The sequence below is a fragment of the Pontibacter silvestris genome (assembly GCF_020907275.1).
GTDB lineage: Bacteria > Bacteroidota > Bacteroidia > Cytophagales > Hymenobacteraceae > Pontibacter > Pontibacter silvestris.
Window position 1 is genome coordinate 63,977 of record NZ_JAJJWI010000005.1, and the last position, 15,118, is coordinate 79,094.

Annotated in this window: 14 protein-coding genes; 10 read left to right on the forward strand and 4 right to left on the reverse strand. The window is 42.3% G+C overall.

Features of this window, described 5'->3' with window-relative positions; genetic code table 11:
* Positions 1-23: 23 nt before the first annotated feature.
* On the reverse strand, positions 24-266 hold the full coding sequence (locus LN995_RS06005; RefSeq protein ID WP_229959400.1) for a hypothetical protein: 243 nt from the start codon (positions 264-266) through the stop codon (positions 24-26).
* A gap of 47 nt (positions 267-313) precedes the next feature.
* Positions 314-1,000: a hypothetical protein gene (locus tag LN995_RS06010; protein ID WP_229959401.1), complete on the reverse strand. Its 687-nt coding sequence runs from the start codon at positions 998-1,000 to the stop codon at positions 314-316.
* A gap of 144 nt (positions 1,001-1,144) precedes the next feature.
* Between LN995_RS06010 and LN995_RS06015 the strand changes: the two genes are divergently transcribed.
* The 10 genes from LN995_RS06015 (at position 1,145) to LN995_RS06060 (ending at position 11,579) form a co-directional block, all read left to right on the forward strand.
* A complete protein-coding gene (locus LN995_RS06015; protein WP_229959402.1) occupies positions 1,145-1,849 on the forward strand; it encodes a hypothetical protein in 705 nt (234 codons plus the stop codon).
* A gap of 73 nt (positions 1,850-1,922) precedes the next feature.
* On the forward strand, positions 1,923-2,486 hold the full coding sequence (locus LN995_RS06020; RefSeq protein ID WP_229959403.1) for a hypothetical protein: 564 nt from the start codon (positions 1,923-1,925) through the stop codon (positions 2,484-2,486).
* A gap of 233 nt (positions 2,487-2,719) precedes the next feature.
* On the forward strand, positions 2,720-3,394 hold the full coding sequence (locus tag LN995_RS06025; protein WP_229959404.1) for a response regulator transcription factor: 675 nt from the start codon (positions 2,720-2,722) through the stop codon (positions 3,392-3,394).
* Entirely contained in the window at positions 3,394-4,671 is a 1,278-nt protein-coding gene (locus tag LN995_RS06030; RefSeq protein ID WP_229959405.1) for a sensor histidine kinase, read from the forward strand. The genes LN995_RS06025 and LN995_RS06030 overlap by 1 nt, the downstream gene beginning before the upstream one ends.
* A gap of 61 nt (positions 4,672-4,732) precedes the next feature.
* Positions 4,733-6,001, forward strand: coding sequence for an SdiA-regulated domain-containing protein (locus tag LN995_RS06035; protein WP_229959406.1), 1,269 nt, complete (start codon positions 4,733-4,735; stop codon positions 5,999-6,001).
* Positions 6,002-6,142: 141 nt separating this feature from the next.
* Positions 6,143-6,478, forward strand: coding sequence for an ArsR/SmtB family transcription factor (locus LN995_RS06040; RefSeq protein ID WP_229959408.1), 336 nt, complete (start codon positions 6,143-6,145; stop codon positions 6,476-6,478).
* A gap of 31 nt (positions 6,479-6,509) precedes the next feature.
* Positions 6,510-7,025 (forward strand): ArsI/CadI family heavy metal resistance metalloenzyme, encoded by a 516-nt coding sequence (locus tag LN995_RS06045; protein WP_229959410.1) that lies wholly within the window; start codon positions 6,510-6,512, stop codon positions 7,023-7,025.
* A 142-nt stretch (positions 7,026-7,167) separates the two neighbouring features.
* Entirely contained in the window at positions 7,168-7,944 is a 777-nt protein-coding gene (locus LN995_RS06050) for a metallophosphoesterase family protein (protein ID WP_229959412.1), read from the forward strand.
* A gap of 59 nt (positions 7,945-8,003) precedes the next feature.
* Complete coding sequence (gene arsB, locus LN995_RS06055) at positions 8,004-9,089, forward strand: ACR3 family arsenite efflux transporter (RefSeq protein ID WP_229959414.1); 1,086 nt, start codon at positions 8,004-8,006, stop codon at positions 9,087-9,089.
* A gap of 228 nt (positions 9,090-9,317) precedes the next feature.
* Positions 9,318-11,579 carry a T9SS type A sorting domain-containing protein gene (locus LN995_RS06060; protein ID WP_229959416.1) on the forward strand — a complete coding sequence of 754 codons (2,262 nt, stop codon included), beginning with the start codon at positions 9,318-9,320 and terminating at the stop codon, positions 11,577-11,579.
* Positions 11,580-11,680: 101 nt separating this feature from the next.
* Here the strand turns inward: LN995_RS06060 and LN995_RS06065 are convergent, their stop codons facing one another.
* The gene (locus tag LN995_RS06065) at positions 11,681-13,312 is read right to left on the reverse strand and encodes a sodium/sugar symporter (RefSeq protein ID WP_229959417.1); all 1,632 of its coding nucleotides are present in this window, start codon (positions 13,310-13,312) and stop codon (positions 11,681-11,683) included.
* Between the two features lie 299 nt (positions 13,313-13,611).
* The gene (locus LN995_RS06070; protein ID WP_229959419.1) at positions 13,612-15,099 is read right to left on the reverse strand and encodes an amino acid permease; all 1,488 of its coding nucleotides are present in this window, start codon (positions 15,097-15,099) and stop codon (positions 13,612-13,614) included.
* Positions 15,100-15,118: the final 19 nt, after the last annotated feature.

A 15,118-nucleotide genomic window follows, 5' to 3' on the forward strand; every position in this document is an offset into this window, starting at 1 on the left:
AAAAAACGAATAGTCTTTGTTAGTTAGTGACTACCAGCGCTGCTTCCTGTATCCTGGCCACCATCCTGTACATCGGCACTGCCTCTGCTACCGCTTTTCTGTACTGGTGCACCACCTACCTCGCCATTGATGATATCATCATTATCAACAATCTCATCGGCTTGTACAGGATGAATGTTAGGCACACTGTTGCCTTCGTTTATGGTGTTATTAAAGTTTTCGTCTTTAAGCTTATCGTTTTTTCTATCTCTATCGTTCGATTTCATAATTCTGCTCTTTAATGGATGTTAAAAGTTTGTTTCCAACAGGTATTTTAGTAACGATCATCATTATTGCCGTTTCTGCCTGAACGGCCCCTGTCTGGATGACGGGTGCTATAGTCTCCATGATAGCTTTGTCTTCCTGTAAGAGGATTATAGCTACGGTTATAGTCCGGGTCGTAATTATCTATGCCGTTATAACCCCAACTCAATGACCCGGCAGTGTTGCCGTAGTTCTCGTCGCGGCTACCTTTGAAATGATCCGGGCCATAGTCAGCATCAAAATTATTGCGGTCGCCCCCAAACCGGGTGCCATAGCCACCGCTGCTTGGGCGGTATTGCTCGTCCCAATGGCGGTCATAGTCTCCCTGGCGGTATTCATGGCGATTATCACCAAAGTTGTAGTTATAGTCTCTGTCGTTACGATTGTTGCGGTAACTGTTGTTCCAGTCCTGGCGGTAACCATAATCCTGATTAGAATTTTGGTTTTGCTCGTCCTGCTCGTATGTCAGTTGGTTATATCTGTTAAGGTGTCTGCCGCTGTCATTGCGTCTTTCAGAACCATTATAAGTAGTTTTGTTCCGGTCACTGCTGTCATCATCCAGACGGTAAGCGCCTCTATAAGCATCTCTGTCTATAGAGCGATCGTCGTTTTGATAGCGATCATGATAATTTCTGTCGTTTCTGTTTCTAAAATTTCTATCTCTATATTCTCTGTTATACCAATTATTTGTTTCCATAATTATAAGCCTTTAGTTCATACTTTTTAACGATGGTTATCAAATGAGGTTTATGTATATCCAAATAAGCCTTTTTTTAACCCTACAGCGGCCTATTGCCGTAAACAAGTGTGTAAACATGTTTAGACCCAAAACCTAATAACTATGAGAGATAACAGAAGAGACGATTATCGTGACGACAGAAATAGAGATGAAGAAAGAGATCCTCGTTGGTTGCATGGTCACCATCACGGTCAGAACTCTGACCGCGGTAACTATGTAAGAGACTCTCACTTTAATCGTGGCTATGGAAATAACAGAGCAAGCCAATATGGTGACGATTTAAGCTTTAATTCAAATGCAGATCATGGAAAGATGTACCCGCAAGGCCGTTTCCAGGCCGGGGGAGCTTACTATGCAGGCGAAGATTATAGCCGTGGCCGCGAAAGTGAAGATAACCCTTACGGAATGAGTTATATCCCTGAAGATGGCTACCACTCAGGCGGCCATTATGAAGCACGAGCCGATTATAGTAACAGAGATTATGATGACCTAAGGAAGAAAGAGGAGCCATGGGGCCATCTGGGACTGGCAGATGAACGCTTTGGCCATGATGTGCGACGTAGAGATAACAGAGACGATAGATTTATGGGCAGGTCATCCCGTGGTGACTACGAATCTTATCGAAGATATGAGCATGGCAATAATATGTATGATAACGACTACAGTACAGGCTTCTCTGGCAGAAACTACAATCAGGACAGATCCCACTTTGGGGAAGATAGCTACTACAGCAACCTTGAAAAGTGGAATGGCCGCAGCGACCAGAGAAATGATCGCTATGACAGCGACAGAAATCGCAGGGGCTAAAATACTTAAGGCAATGTTAAACAAAGCGGCACAAGGCTTTGTGCCTCGTGTCGCTTTATAAATATAAAGAGCTATGAGAAATGACAGAAATTCAAATTACGGCGAATTTAGTCGCCGCTTTCAAGACCAGAACCCGCAAAGCAGGGACCATAATTTTAGAGGAAATGATTCTGAGCGCGGGCGCTGGACAGACAGAAACCGTGACAGAGAAGAACCTTACCGCATTCAGAAAAGCCAGCAGTATGGCCAGCGAGGCGGAGAGCGTGGAATGAGAGAGGACTATTACAACCAGATGTACGATACTACTAACTATACTGGCGTTCCGCGCGAAGAAAATTATGGCTTGCCTTATGGGTCTGAAAACGATCTGGATACCATACGTAAATTTCCTTATTCAGAAGGACCTTATGCAAACCGTACTACAAGGTACAGCTATAGCCAAGGTTATAACCCCAACTACGACAATCCGGAAGAGGGAGACATGTACCGCGATTTTGACAGCCGTGGCAATCATGGTTACCGACACGATATGGGGTACGGTAGTGTAAATGACTTCCGTGAGTTTGGTAATGATCATAATGGCCTGGATGACAGAAGCGATAACTATTATGGCTACTTTGGTGGCTATAACCGATAGTGCTAGTGTACTAGCAACAGACTATATTCTCCATTTAGAAGCCGTAGCTACCACTACGGCTTCTTTGTATTTTAATACTTCTGACGACCTGAATATTACTACGTTTCCTTAACTGAGCTGCTGAATAGTTGCTACCTTAATGTCGTGGTTATTCAGGTAAGAGTACTAATACAGAATAGCAACAGAATAGCTTCAGAATCTGTTGCTATTCTTGTTTTTGTAAGACAGATAGAATGAAGATATTATTGATAGAAGACGAACACGCTCTTAATGAGTCGATGGTAGATTACCTGCGGCAGGAAGGATATGTGTGTGAATCAGCTGAAGATTATAAAACAGCAAGCTTAAAAGCAGCTGATTTCAGCTACGCCTGCGTGATAGTTGATTTAACTTTGCCTGGAGGTAGTGGCTTGGATATTGTGCGTTTATTAAAGGAGAACAGTCCTGAAACGGGCATTATCATTATCTCTGCTAAAAATGCTTTAGATGATAAAATATCAGGATTGGAAATAGGCGCAGATGATTATCTGACTAAACCATTTCATCTGTCAGAACTTAATGCAAGGCTAAAGTCAGTAATCAGGCGGCGAAATTTTAATGGGCAGAAAGTAGTGCGGGTTGGGCTACTGGAGATATTTCCGGACTCTGCTGAAGCTTCGATAGAGGGCAGAAAGCTTACCCTGACAAAAAAAGAATTCGATTTATTGCTGTACCTGCTTTCTAACCGCAACAGGGTCGTAACCAAAGACTCTATTGCTGAGCATTTATGGGGAGATCATATTGAAGCCTTGGATTCACTGGATTTCGTGTATACGCACATAAAGAACCTTCGCCGCAAACTTATTGATGCCGGTAGCGAAGATTATATTCAGACAGTGTACGGACTGGGCTATAAGTTTAGCTGTTAATGCGGGTACTTACAAAAACAAGTCTCTATTACCTGATGGTGTCATTAGTGGTGTTCCTGGTGGGGAGCATCAGCTTCTATAAAATAATGCAGGTAGAGATTTACGATGAGGTGGACGACCAGTTGTTCACAGACAAAGAGAATATTATTGCGTTTATCCGGCAACATAACAGGTTGCCGAATGTTACCTCTGGCATATCGGAAGCGATTATAGTGCGTGAGGCAAACGAAGAGAATCTTGTAATAGAAGACTTGGCTGATACGCTAATCTATAGTAGCTACGATGAAGAATATATTCCCTTCCGGCGCCTAACTTTTACTGCCCGCCAGAATGGTAAGCCTTACGAATACACCATTTTAAAGTCATTGATAGATTTCCAGGACCTGTTTGAGAGTACAATGCTGGCAATGGGATGGATATTCCTGTTGCTGCTACTCGGTTTAGTAGCTGTAAACTATGTCATCAACAAATATACCTGGCGCCACTTTTACAATACCTTAAGCAAAATTAAGCGCTATAGTCCTTCACAGCATGAGCCGTTAAAGCTCAAAAACTCCAGCACCAAAGAATTTCAGGAACTGAAGGAAGTACTGGAGGCCATGATGCAGAAAATCAACAACGATTATCTGAATCTGAAGGAGTTCACCGAAAATGCTTCTCATGAAATACAAACACCCTTAGCCATAGTGAATAGTAAGCTGGAACTATTTATGCAGTCCGAAAACCTTACGCCACATCAGGCTAGAATGCTGGAAGAGACTTATGCCTCTGTAAGCCGGCTGGCACGCCTTAATAAGTCCCTGATCCTGCTGACTCGTATCGAAAACAGAGAGTTCAGAGAGCAGGAGCCAGTGCCGTTTCAAGAGTTACTGGAAGAGCAGTTGGAGCAGTTTCAGGAGATGGTGCTGATGCAGGACTTAACATTATTGCCATCTCAACTGGAGCCAGTGTATGTATATATGAACCGTGGGCTGGCTGAAGTGTTACTGTCAAATCTACTGATTAATTCCATCCGTCATAATTATAAAGGAGGTACCATTCAGGTGATTCTTGCAAAAGATGAGCTTTGTATAAAAAACACAGGGGAGGAGCTTCAGGGGCCGCCAGAGGAGCTTTTTAGGCGCTTTATGAGTAGCAAAGGAGCATCTGGTTCCTTAGGAGTTGGCCTGGCTCTGGTAAAAAAAATATGTGACGTATATAGAATGAAGGCATCATATGATTATGCTGATGGTATGCATAGCGTTTGCATCAGGCTTAGTGCGGAGCGGTATAAATAACAGCTTCAAGATATCAACAGAATGCGGCCGTAGCTTTATATTTTAACTAAACATGTAACTGATGAAAAAGCAGATAATAAATGCACTTGCTTTTGCTGTTATTCTAGGCGGAGGCAGTGCATGTGATACCAGTTGGGGTAAAGAACAGACGCCTGAAGCGGTAAAAGAAAAACTTACAGAGCTGTTTCCTGCTGTAGAAAATGCGGAGTGGGATGATGAGCAGGGTAACTATGAAGCTGAGTTCGAGATAAGTGGTCGGGAACGAACGGCAGTGTTTACTGCTGGCGGTGAATTAATAATGCTTACCGAAGAAATTGAAGAGCAGTATTTACCAGAACAGGTACTCCATGTACTGCAGGAGCAGTATGCCTCACACAAAATAGAAGAGGCGCATCGCATACAACAAAACGGAGAGAGTAGCTATAGCATTGAGCTGGAAAAGGACGACGATGAGTTTATCCTAAACTTCAGCGAATCAGGTAAACTGCTGGGGCAGCAGCAAGAAGCTGCTGTAGCAAATACAGCTTCTGACAGAACTATATTGGTGAATAGCATAAGCCGCCAATCTATTGACAAAGAAGCGACTGAAACCCAGTGGGAGCTACCTACTGAACTACGTGAAGTGTCTTCCATTGCCATGCTACAGGGCGAAATAATAGCTTGTGTACAGGACGAAGAGGGAGCAGTCTACCTTTATAACCTTAAAACAAAGGCAGTAGATCGTAAAATAGAATTTGCTGGCCCTGGTGATTATGAAGGTATTTCTGTGGTTGGGAATACGGCTTATGTGTTGCGAAGCGATGGCGCTATTTATGAGATAGCCAACTTCAAGAGTGATAGTCGCAAAGTAACGCTACATAAATCTAACTTAGCTGACACACAAGACACAGAGGGCTTGGCGTATGATAAAGCCAACAATCGTTTGCTGATAGCGTGTAAGGGATTTGATAAAAGCCTCGGCGACAACAAAGCAATTTATGCTTTCTCTTTAGCTGATAAAAAAATGACAGCACAACCTGTTGTAAAAATATCACTGGCACAGGAACAGCTTACTGCTAAGTCTAAAAAAGGCAATAAATATGCTTTTCTACAGCCTTCATCTATAGAAAAGCATCCTGTAACAGGTGAAATATATTTACTTGATGCAGAAAACCACCTGATCCTTATAATAAATGAGCAGGGGCAGGTGCATAAGCTGGCTAACCTGGACAAGAAACAATTGCCCCAGCCAGAGGGGCTAACCTTTAGCAACAAAGGCGAAATGTATATTGCCAGCGAAGGAAGTAAAAAAGGTAAGGGCGTCATAATAAAATACCCTGAAGGATTATAGTTTAGCATAAGAGAACAGCAAAAGCCGCAGCAGAGGGAACTGTGCGACTTTTGCTGTTTATACCATCCAAGAAAAAACTTTATGGTAGTTGCCTTTTTTATAACTATGTCGTATGTTTGCGTTATACTACATTGTAAGATAATGGCTTATACTAAATCAACAGAATTTAACCTGGAGCAGCAGGAGGTAGCGCAGCTTGCAAAAGTTTTATCACACCCGGCACGTGTTGCCATTTTACAACATCTTGCCCAGGTAAAAACGTGTATTTCAGGCGATATATCCAATGCTTTACCCTTGAGTCGCACTACTGTGTCGCAACATTTACAGGAGCTAAAGAACGCGGGTCTTATACAGGGAGAAATAGATGGTCTTACTGTCTGTTATTGCATAAATCAGGAGAAATTTGATGCAGCCACGCAATCATTAGGAAACTTTCTGAATAATATCCAAAGCAGCTGTAGCAGTTGTGGCTGTTAGTTGATGTCTTAATATAAATGTCTTTAAAGCTATGAGTTCAACATTTTTTCCGAGAATGCATGTGAGTCTGTATGTGGCTAATCTCAGCAAGACCACCAATTTCTATACTGATTTTTTTGGGCAGGAGCCAGCTAAGGTAAAGCCTCGCTATGTTAAGTATGTATTAGATAAGCCTGCGTTAATCATCTCTTTTGTAGAGAACGCGGAGCGGGTGCAGCAGAATTTCGGACACCTTGGCTTTCAGGTAGAAACGAAGCAGGAGTTGGAGGAACGCCTTGGTATTGCTAAAGAGAAAGGTTTGGTATCAAAAGAAGAAATTGGTACTGCTTGTTGCTACGCTGTTCAGGATAAATTCTGGGTTGATGATCCGGATGGCGTACAATGGGAAGTCTATTATTTTTATGAAGATGCTGAGTTCAATGACCCTCATTATGAGCTTACAGATGCTATTACCTGTTGTATGCCTGCAGAGCAGGAGAAGCCTATGGTTCAGCTTTCAGATGGGGAAGAAGGAGCCAGCTGCCCTCCAGGCAGTGGATGTTGTTAGAGGTTATTGATTTATAAATTAAAAGCATAAGTGTTGCTACCTTGTTAGCTGTTTAAACTATTGTTTCTTGTGAAGCGAATTTAGCACATTTAGCCAGTAGAGGGTGTTTCAGCAGCCTCTATAAACCATTCAGTGATAACTCATGAAGATTGCTTTCTTTAGTGATATACATGCTAATTTGCCTGCTTTAGAAGCTGTGTTAGCCGACATAGATCAGCAAAAGCCTGACTTTGTCTATTGCCTTGGAGATTTAGTAGGTTACAATATATGGGCAAATGAAGTGGTAGAAGCTATCCGGCAGCGTCATATTCCAACCTTGGCGGGTAATTATGAAGAGGGAGTAGGCCTTAATAGTGATGACTGTGGCTGTGCCTATAAAACAGATGAAGATAAAGTCAGAGGAAGTCAGTCAATAGCTTATACAAATCTTATTATTTCTCCGGACAACAGGGCTTATCTCCGTATGCTGCCGCGCCATATGTGCCTCAGCTTTGAGATGAATGGAGGAGAAGAACTTCGTGTGCTGATGGTTCACGGCAGTCCCCGTAAAATTAATGAATACCTGTTCGAAAACCGGCCGGAGAAAAGCCTCCAACGAATTATGGAGGAGGCAGGTGCAGATATAATGCTGTTTGGCCACACGCATAAACCTTTCCATCGTTGGCTTGCTTATGAACAAGAAGGGCAGGTGAAATATAGACATGCTATTAACCTCGGTTCTGTAGGTAAGCCAAAAGACGGTGATACGCGTGCCTGTTATGTACTTCTTACTCTCGATGAGAATAGCTCTGCCTCTGAGGCAGAGAGTATTAAAGTGGAGTTTATCCGAGTAAAGTACGATATAGAAAAAGCTGCCAAAGCTATAGAAGATAGTCCGCTACCCAACGCGTTTGCCAGTATGTTGCGAACAGCTTATTAGTGGCTGATCAAACAGGATATAAGAAGCATGCTGTACTTTTAAAGTTTAAATTTTTATTGATGAGTCGAAACAATTGTAACTCTACTATAAACAGGAAAAAGCTTTCTTTCCTGGACCGTTACCTGACGTTGTGGATCTTTGTAGCAATGGGTGTAGGAGTGGCTTTCGGATATTTTGTGCCTGCAGTGGAAGGTTTTGTCAATACCTTTCAGAGTGGTACAACTAACATTCCTATAGCAATCGGATTAATACTAATGATGTACCCGCCTTTGGCTAAAGTTCGCTATGAACAACTTGGTAAAGTTTTTAGGAACATAAAAGTGCTGTCAGTATCGCTGTTGCTGAATTGGATAGTCGGACCTGTGTTAATGTTCTTACTGTCTATCCTGTTCCTACGGGAACACCCGGAGTACATGGTTGGCCTTATCATGATTGGTATTGCCCGTTGTATTGCCATGGTTATAGTGTGGAATGAGCTGGCAGAGGGAGACAGGGAGTATGCTGCCGGATTGGTAGCTTTTAACAGCGTTTTTCAGGTGTTGTTTTATAGTCTGTATGCCTGGTTGTTTATTACCGTGTTGCCTCCTTTTTTTGGTATAGAGGGTGAAGTGGTACGTATTAGCATGGGAGAAGTAGCACAAAGTGTAGCCTTATATTTAGGAGTTCCTTTTCTGGCTGGTTTCCTGTCGCGCCTCGTGCTGCGTCGCCTGAAAGGGGAGGAGTGGTATCAGCATAAGTTTGTACCAGCTATAAGCCCTGTTACGCTAGTAGCCCTTTTATGCACTATTATGGTTATGTTCAGTTTAAAGGGAAATACCATAGTTAACATACCTTTTGATGTACTGCTGATCGCTCTGCCATTAGTCATCTACTTTGCCGTTATGTTCCTGCTTAGTTTTTTTGCTGGTAAAGCAGTTGGTGCTGATTATTCACAAAACGCTGCTATCTCGTTTACTGCTGCAGGTAACAACTTTGAATTAGCCATTGCAGTAGCCATAGGTATATTTGGGCTGAATTCTGGTCAGGCCTTTGCCGGTGTGGTTGGGCCACTGGTTGAAGTGCCAGCACTTATCTTATTGGTTAATGTTGCCTTTTGGCTAAAAAAGAAACTTTATCATCAGGCAGAACAGGTTGTTGTAAAGTAAGGGTTTGTTTACTACTTCTTTGAGAAAGCTATTCTAAACATGGAGTAGCTCTTATATTTTATATGTGTATATAAAATATTTGTATAATATAAAATAGTATAATATCTATAAGAGGTTGCAGCTAAGTAAGTAATACCTGTTATTGTAGTTTAATTTGTAACTAGCTGAAATAAAATCAGTTTCAAATATAAGTAGTGTGTTAAGGTTAACTAACAAACGGCTTGTATTATGAAGAAATTGTACCATAAGTACTCAAATGTTTATGAAGTAAGTTTATTTAAGATAGTATTGTTTTTACTTGTCATACTTCCTGGAGCTGCTCTTGGGCAAGAAGAAAGACAGCCAGAGCCATTCCCGATGAGAAGTGGCACTTACTTCGAAAACTTTAGCGGAATTAGCAACTGGGGCAACAACTTTGAAGGTGGTTCGGGAGCCGAAAGATTCGGAGTGGCAACAGAGCCACTAACTGCTCTCCCTGTTGCACCTAATCAAAATGACGTTTTTGCATCTAACACCTTTTCTCCGGGCATGCGGAAAGCTGCTAGTGGAACTCATGCAATAGTAATGTTAGCCACAGGCGAAACATCCTCAAACCCTGCCAGAGGAGCTGCTGCTTTCGATCTGTATCTTGATTTTTCTGACACTACAGCAGGCACCATCTCTTTAAACTGGAGTTCCTTAAATAACGGGCCCACATCAGGAAACAGACAATCCATATTTAAAATACAGGCTTATGGTGGATCAGGTGAGTTTGTTGATCTGCCAGGTTCTGAAGTTACAATCACAAATAACTCTCCTGAAAATGGAGAAATAATAAATGTACCGTTGCCTGAAAGTTTAAATGGAAGTAGTAATGCCCGAATAAGGTTTTACCTGGTTACAGCTGGTCTCTCAGGTTCAGGTAGCCGTCCCAGGATGCAGATCAACAACATAACTGTTACAACCTCTCCTGCTTTAAATGTAACGCCAGCTAGTTTATCTTTTGGAGAGGAGGCCATAGGGCGTGAATCAGAAGGACAGGTTTTTAGAGTTACTGGCAATGGATTAACGGATAATGTCACTGTCACGCCTCCGGCAGGGTTTGAAATTTATACGGAGGCAACAGAAACCTATACCAGTAACCCCGTCACACTAGCGTTATCAGACGGAGAAATTGATGCAGAAGTAGCCATTAGGTTTAAACCGATGTCGGCACAAACTTATAATGGGAACGTGACAGTCGCCAGTGGTTCAGGTACAGTTAGTAAGCAGATACCTGTAAGTGGTACAGGTGTTGTATCTACACCTGTTCTTTCAACCATAGATCCATCTGAAGTAACTGCGCGCACTGCTGTTACAGGAGGTGAAGTTGTTTCCACTGGAGGGGCAGCAATCACTGCCCAGGGTATAGTCTGGAGTACACAACCAGGACCTACTTTAGATGATAATGTACTAATAAGTGAATCAGATGCTGATACTTTCGTTAGCAACATTACTAACCTGGAGCAGAACACTCTGTATTATGTGCGTGCTTATGCCACCAACAGTGAAGGTACTTCTTATGCAGAGGACAACTTATACTTTATAACATCACCTGCTGCTCCTGAAAAGCAAGCATCTGATATCACCTTCAGTAATATTGATGGAGGGACACTGACAATAACCTGGACAAACGGTAGTGGAACGGGTAGATTAGTAAAAATTAATACCTCTGAAGAATTTACTAACCCAACAGAAGGCACAGATATTTCTATTGCTAATAATGATTATGATGCTAAAAGAAGTGGTGAACAGGTTGTATATAGAGGTAACGGAAACAGCGTAACAGTAACAGGTTTAGGTTTGGGGCTGGACTATTGGGTAAGGGTTTATGAATTAAATAATACCAACGAAAATGTGCGCTATAATGTAAATGCAGCTAAAGGTAACCCCGCCAGTTTTTCAACAGAGTCACCATTTCCTGTTGAACTGGTTTACTTCAGAGCCCAAGCTGGATCTGGTGGAACAGTAGCGTTGGAATGGAAAACGGCTACAGAAACCAACAATAGCCACTTCAATATTACCAGAAGTACAGATGCTTTTAGCTTTAAAAAGATTGGTAAGATTGATGGGTACGGAACCACAGCAATAGCACATAAGTATTCCTTTTCAGATAAAAATACACCACGGGGAGATGTATATTACCTGCTGGAGCAGGTAGATTTCGATGGTACGGTTACAAAATCATCTGTCATCAGCGTGAGCAGTGAGGGTAGCCAGTCCCTTGCTTTGAAAGCTTTCCCTAACCCTGCAGTAGATGTTCTGACAATTGATGGTCTGGCAAAGCAGGAACTGCAACGGTATGAAATATTTAATTCAGCCGGATCAGTCATGGTAAGTAATGTTATTGAACAAGCAACAGACAGTGAAGTGTCCTGCGATGTATCTTCGCTGCCGGAAGGTATGTACATTCTCCGGCTTTATACTGATGCAGGCCCACATGTTGTACGATTTGTAAAGAGGGGCGAATAATAGGTGAGACTTCAATAGGAGCCTTCACAAACTTATCAATAGACAGAAGCCATTTGCAGTGCGCGTACTGCAAATGGCTTCTGTCTATTGATAGCAGATTCTTACCAGAACCTAATGTAAAGTGCTGAAATAACCCCCACAATTATGATGGAACCTATTATAAAAGAGACAGTAGGTTTAAACATAGAGGCATCTATTTCCAGGCCTTTCGTATTGTACTTGCTTTTGGTTTCCAGTAGTGTTACCACAATCATCAAAGCTGTCAGAACAAGAAAAACTATTCCCATACGGTTAAGGAACGGAACCTCTGCAAACTGAAATTTTAGGAACGTAGACAAAGGAATAGTTAACACAGCAGCTACCATGGCGGCTAAGGAAGTAGTGCGTTTCCAGAAAAAGCCCAGTAAGAAAATAGCAAACACCCCCGGAGATATAAAGCCAGTGTATTCCTGTATATACTGAAACCCCTGATCCAGATTTCTTAATGACGGAGCTACAACAATAGCAATAAACGATGCAACCACTACCGTAATCTTGCCTACGTTCACGAGGTTCTTTTCACTGGCTTTCTGGTTGAAGAATTTCTTGTAGATGTCCAGCGTGAAAATGGTTGATATACTGTTTGCTTTACCAGCCAGTGAAGCAACTATAGCAGCCGTAAGAGCTGCAAACGACAGACCTTTTAAACCGTTTGGCAGTAAGTTAAGCAGTACCGGATAAGCATGGTCGGGTTTGATGTTACCTGCTTCGTTCATCATTTCCTTCTGAAAAAGACCATCCTTAAACAGTACATAAGCAGCTATACCTGGCAGAACTACTATAATTGGCATAAGCAGTTTCAAAAACGCAGCAAACAGAATACCTGTTCGGGCAGTTTTCAGATCTGCGCCCAAGGCTCGTTGTGTAATATACTGGTTACAGCCCCAGTAATTCAGGTTAACAATCCACATGCCCCCGATCAATACAGAAATGGATGGTAAATCCATGTAAGCATCGCGGGTGCCTCCCATACCGTCCGGCATCATTAACTGTCCCTCGTCCAGTATCATGTGCAAATGCGACACTGCTTTCTGCTGTATTACCTCAAGACCATACATTATACCGGAACCACCAAATTGGGAAGCAACCAGGTCTAGTGCCAGGTAAGTGGTAGCAAGCCCGCCGCAGGTCAGCACCAGTACCTGGAAAACGTCGGTGTAGCCAATTACTTTCATACCACCTAAGGCTATAACGATGGCAAAGAGTGCCAAGCCGTACAAGCATATTGTGAAGTCTATACCGGAAACAGTTTCTATTGCCAGAGCTCCAAGGTAAAGAATTGAAGTAAGGTTAACCAATACGTATACCAGCAGCCAGAATACTGCCATGATAGTACTTACGGTAGAGTTGTACCGCTGCGAGAGAAACTGAGGCATAGTATAGATGTTATTCTTTAAATAGATCGGAATAAAGAAAACAGCTACTATTACTAGTGTCACAGAAGCCATCCACTCATAAGAGGAAATGGCAAGGCCCATGGCAAAACCAGAACCAGACATACCAATAAATTGCTCGGCAGAGATGTTGGAGGCAATTAACGATGCACCAATTGCCCACCAAGTTAGTGTACCTTCTGCCAGGAAATAATCTTTTGAATCAACTTCTTCTGTTCTTTTCTTTCGGTAAATGTAGGTGCCATAAGTAGCTACTATAACAAAGTAGACTAAGAAGACGATGTAGTCAACTAATTTCATAAAATGTTCTTTAAGGATGATTTTTTTGATGTGTTTGAAAGGTAGTTATCGTTGCATTCAGCTGCAGGCTTTTGCTTCATCAGTTTAAATTGATTTATTATCGTTTTAACTTTAAACAAAATGCTGTAATAAAGGGCTGTTTATATATAGCTGATTATCAGCTAAACTGGATAAGCTTTGCTATAATAGAACAACTATTAACCTTGCTTTACTAAGGAGCATAGCTATACATAAACAGGATATTCCCTTTAAACAGTAATATTGATGACCTATAATATGCTGCTAAATTTTTGGTTAGTTTAGCTCATGACTGCTTTAGGGGCCTGCTCTTTCTGTTTTTGCAGTTTACTGTGGTGGCGCCCGTAAGTAAAGTACACTATTATACCAATAGCCATCCAGATAATCAGGCGTAACCAGGTGTCGAAGCCCAGGTTAAGCATCATGTAGCCACATATCAGGATTCCAAGAACAGGTACCAGAGGCACAAATGGAGTTTTGAAAGGGCGGTTCAGGTGAGGGCTTGTCCGGCGAAGCAGAATAATGCCTGCACAGACAATCACAAAGGCTAATAAAGTGCCTATACTTACCAACTCACCCAGTAAACCTATCGGAAATATACCAGCAACAAGAGCAGCTATAATACCTGTAACTATAGTGGTTACATAAGGTGTATTAAACTTCGGATGAACTTTACCAAAAACTGCAGGCAGTAAACCGTCGCGGGACATCGCATAAAATATGCGGGGTTGCCCCATTAGCATTACCAGTACTACAGAGGCCAGCCCTGCTACAGCACCAATACCTGTAAAAAAGAACAGCCACTTTAGTGCAGGTCCGGCTGCTGAAAGCGCTACTAATACCGGATCTGGTACATTAAGATTTTTATAAGAAGTGAGGCCTGTTAATACCAGTGACATTAAGATATACAGTATCGTGCAGATACCTAGAGAGGCCAGCATACCAACAGGCATATCGCGTTGCGGGTTCTTTGCTTCCTGTGCGGCAGTACTAACGGCATCAAAACCTATATAGGAAAAGAATACGACAGCGGCACCTTGTATAATGCCTTGCCAGCCATAGCGTGCTCCACCATCGGCCAAAATCTCACGGGCAGGAATAAAAGGCTCCCAGTTAGCTGTATTTACATACTTAAAGCCAAAACCGATTACCAGTAAAACAATGGCAATCTTAACAAAGACTATAATGTTATTAAACTTGGCAGACTCTTGAATACCAATGACTAGCAGTCCCGTCATTACCAGTATAAGAATGATGGCCGGCAAATTTATAACCGCACCTGTGGCAGTGAATGTGCTTCCGTCGTAAGCGAGAGGAGCACTGGCAATAGCAACTGGCACGACAATACCTACAGATTTAAGTAAACTAACGAAGTTACCACTCCAGCCAACAGCAACTGTGGCTGCCCCGAATAAATACTCCAGAATAAGGTCCCACCCAATAATCCAGGCGATGAACTCGCCTAAGGTAGCATAGCCGTAAGTGTAGGCACTTCCTGCTATCGGAATCATGGATGCAAACTCTGCATAGCATAAGCCTGCAAATAAACAGCCTAGTCCGGCTACAATAAAAGAGAGTACAATGGCTGGACCGGCAGCATTTGCTGCGGCAGTGCCTGTAAGCACGAATATACCAGCACCGATAATAGCGCCAATACCAAGCATGGTCAAGTTAGAGGCCGACAGTGTACGTTTGAGGCCATGCTCTCCGCTTTCAGACTCTATAATGAGTTTATCGATGGACTTTGTCGTAAAAATATTTTTAGACATTAATTGTTTAGCTTTAGTT

Excerpts from the sequence above, each read along its gene's own strand:
- LN995_RS06005 (WP_229959400.1), bottom strand. The coding sequence starts at position 266 with ATGAAATCGAACGATAGAGATAGAAAAAACGATAAGCTTAAAGACGAA.
- LN995_RS06010 (WP_229959401.1), bottom strand. The coding sequence starts at position 1,000 with ATGGAAACAAATAATTGGTATAACAGAGAATATAGAGATAGAAATTTT.
- LN995_RS06015 (WP_229959402.1), top strand. The coding sequence starts at position 1,145 with ATGAGAGATAACAGAAGAGACGATTATCGTGACGACAGAAATAGAGAT.
- LN995_RS06020 (WP_229959403.1), top strand. The coding sequence starts at position 1,923 with ATGAGAAATGACAGAAATTCAAATTACGGCGAATTTAGTCGCCGCTTT.
- LN995_RS06025 (WP_229959404.1), top strand. The coding sequence starts at position 2,720 with ATGAAGATATTATTGATAGAAGACGAACACGCTCTTAATGAGTCGATG.
- LN995_RS06030 (WP_229959405.1), top strand. The coding sequence starts at position 3,394 with ATGCGGGTACTTACAAAAACAAGTCTCTATTACCTGATGGTGTCATTA.
- LN995_RS06035 (WP_229959406.1), top strand. The coding sequence starts at position 4,733 with ATGAAAAAGCAGATAATAAATGCACTTGCTTTTGCTGTTATTCTAGGC.
- LN995_RS06040 (WP_229959408.1), top strand. The coding sequence starts at position 6,143 with ATGGCTTATACTAAATCAACAGAATTTAACCTGGAGCAGCAGGAGGTA.
- LN995_RS06045 (WP_229959410.1), top strand. The coding sequence starts at position 6,510 with ATGAGTTCAACATTTTTTCCGAGAATGCATGTGAGTCTGTATGTGGCT.
- LN995_RS06050 (WP_229959412.1), top strand. The coding sequence starts at position 7,168 with ATGAAGATTGCTTTCTTTAGTGATATACATGCTAATTTGCCTGCTTTA.
- arsB (WP_229959414.1), top strand. The coding sequence starts at position 8,004 with ATGAGTCGAAACAATTGTAACTCTACTATAAACAGGAAAAAGCTTTCT.
- LN995_RS06060 (WP_229959416.1), top strand. The coding sequence starts at position 9,318 with ATGAAGAAATTGTACCATAAGTACTCAAATGTTTATGAAGTAAGTTTA.
- LN995_RS06065 (WP_229959417.1), bottom strand. The coding sequence starts at position 13,312 with ATGAAATTAGTTGACTACATCGTCTTCTTAGTCTACTTTGTTATAGTA.
- LN995_RS06070 (WP_229959419.1), bottom strand. The coding sequence starts at position 15,099 with ATGTCTAAAAATATTTTTACGACAAAGTCCATCGATAAACTCATTATA.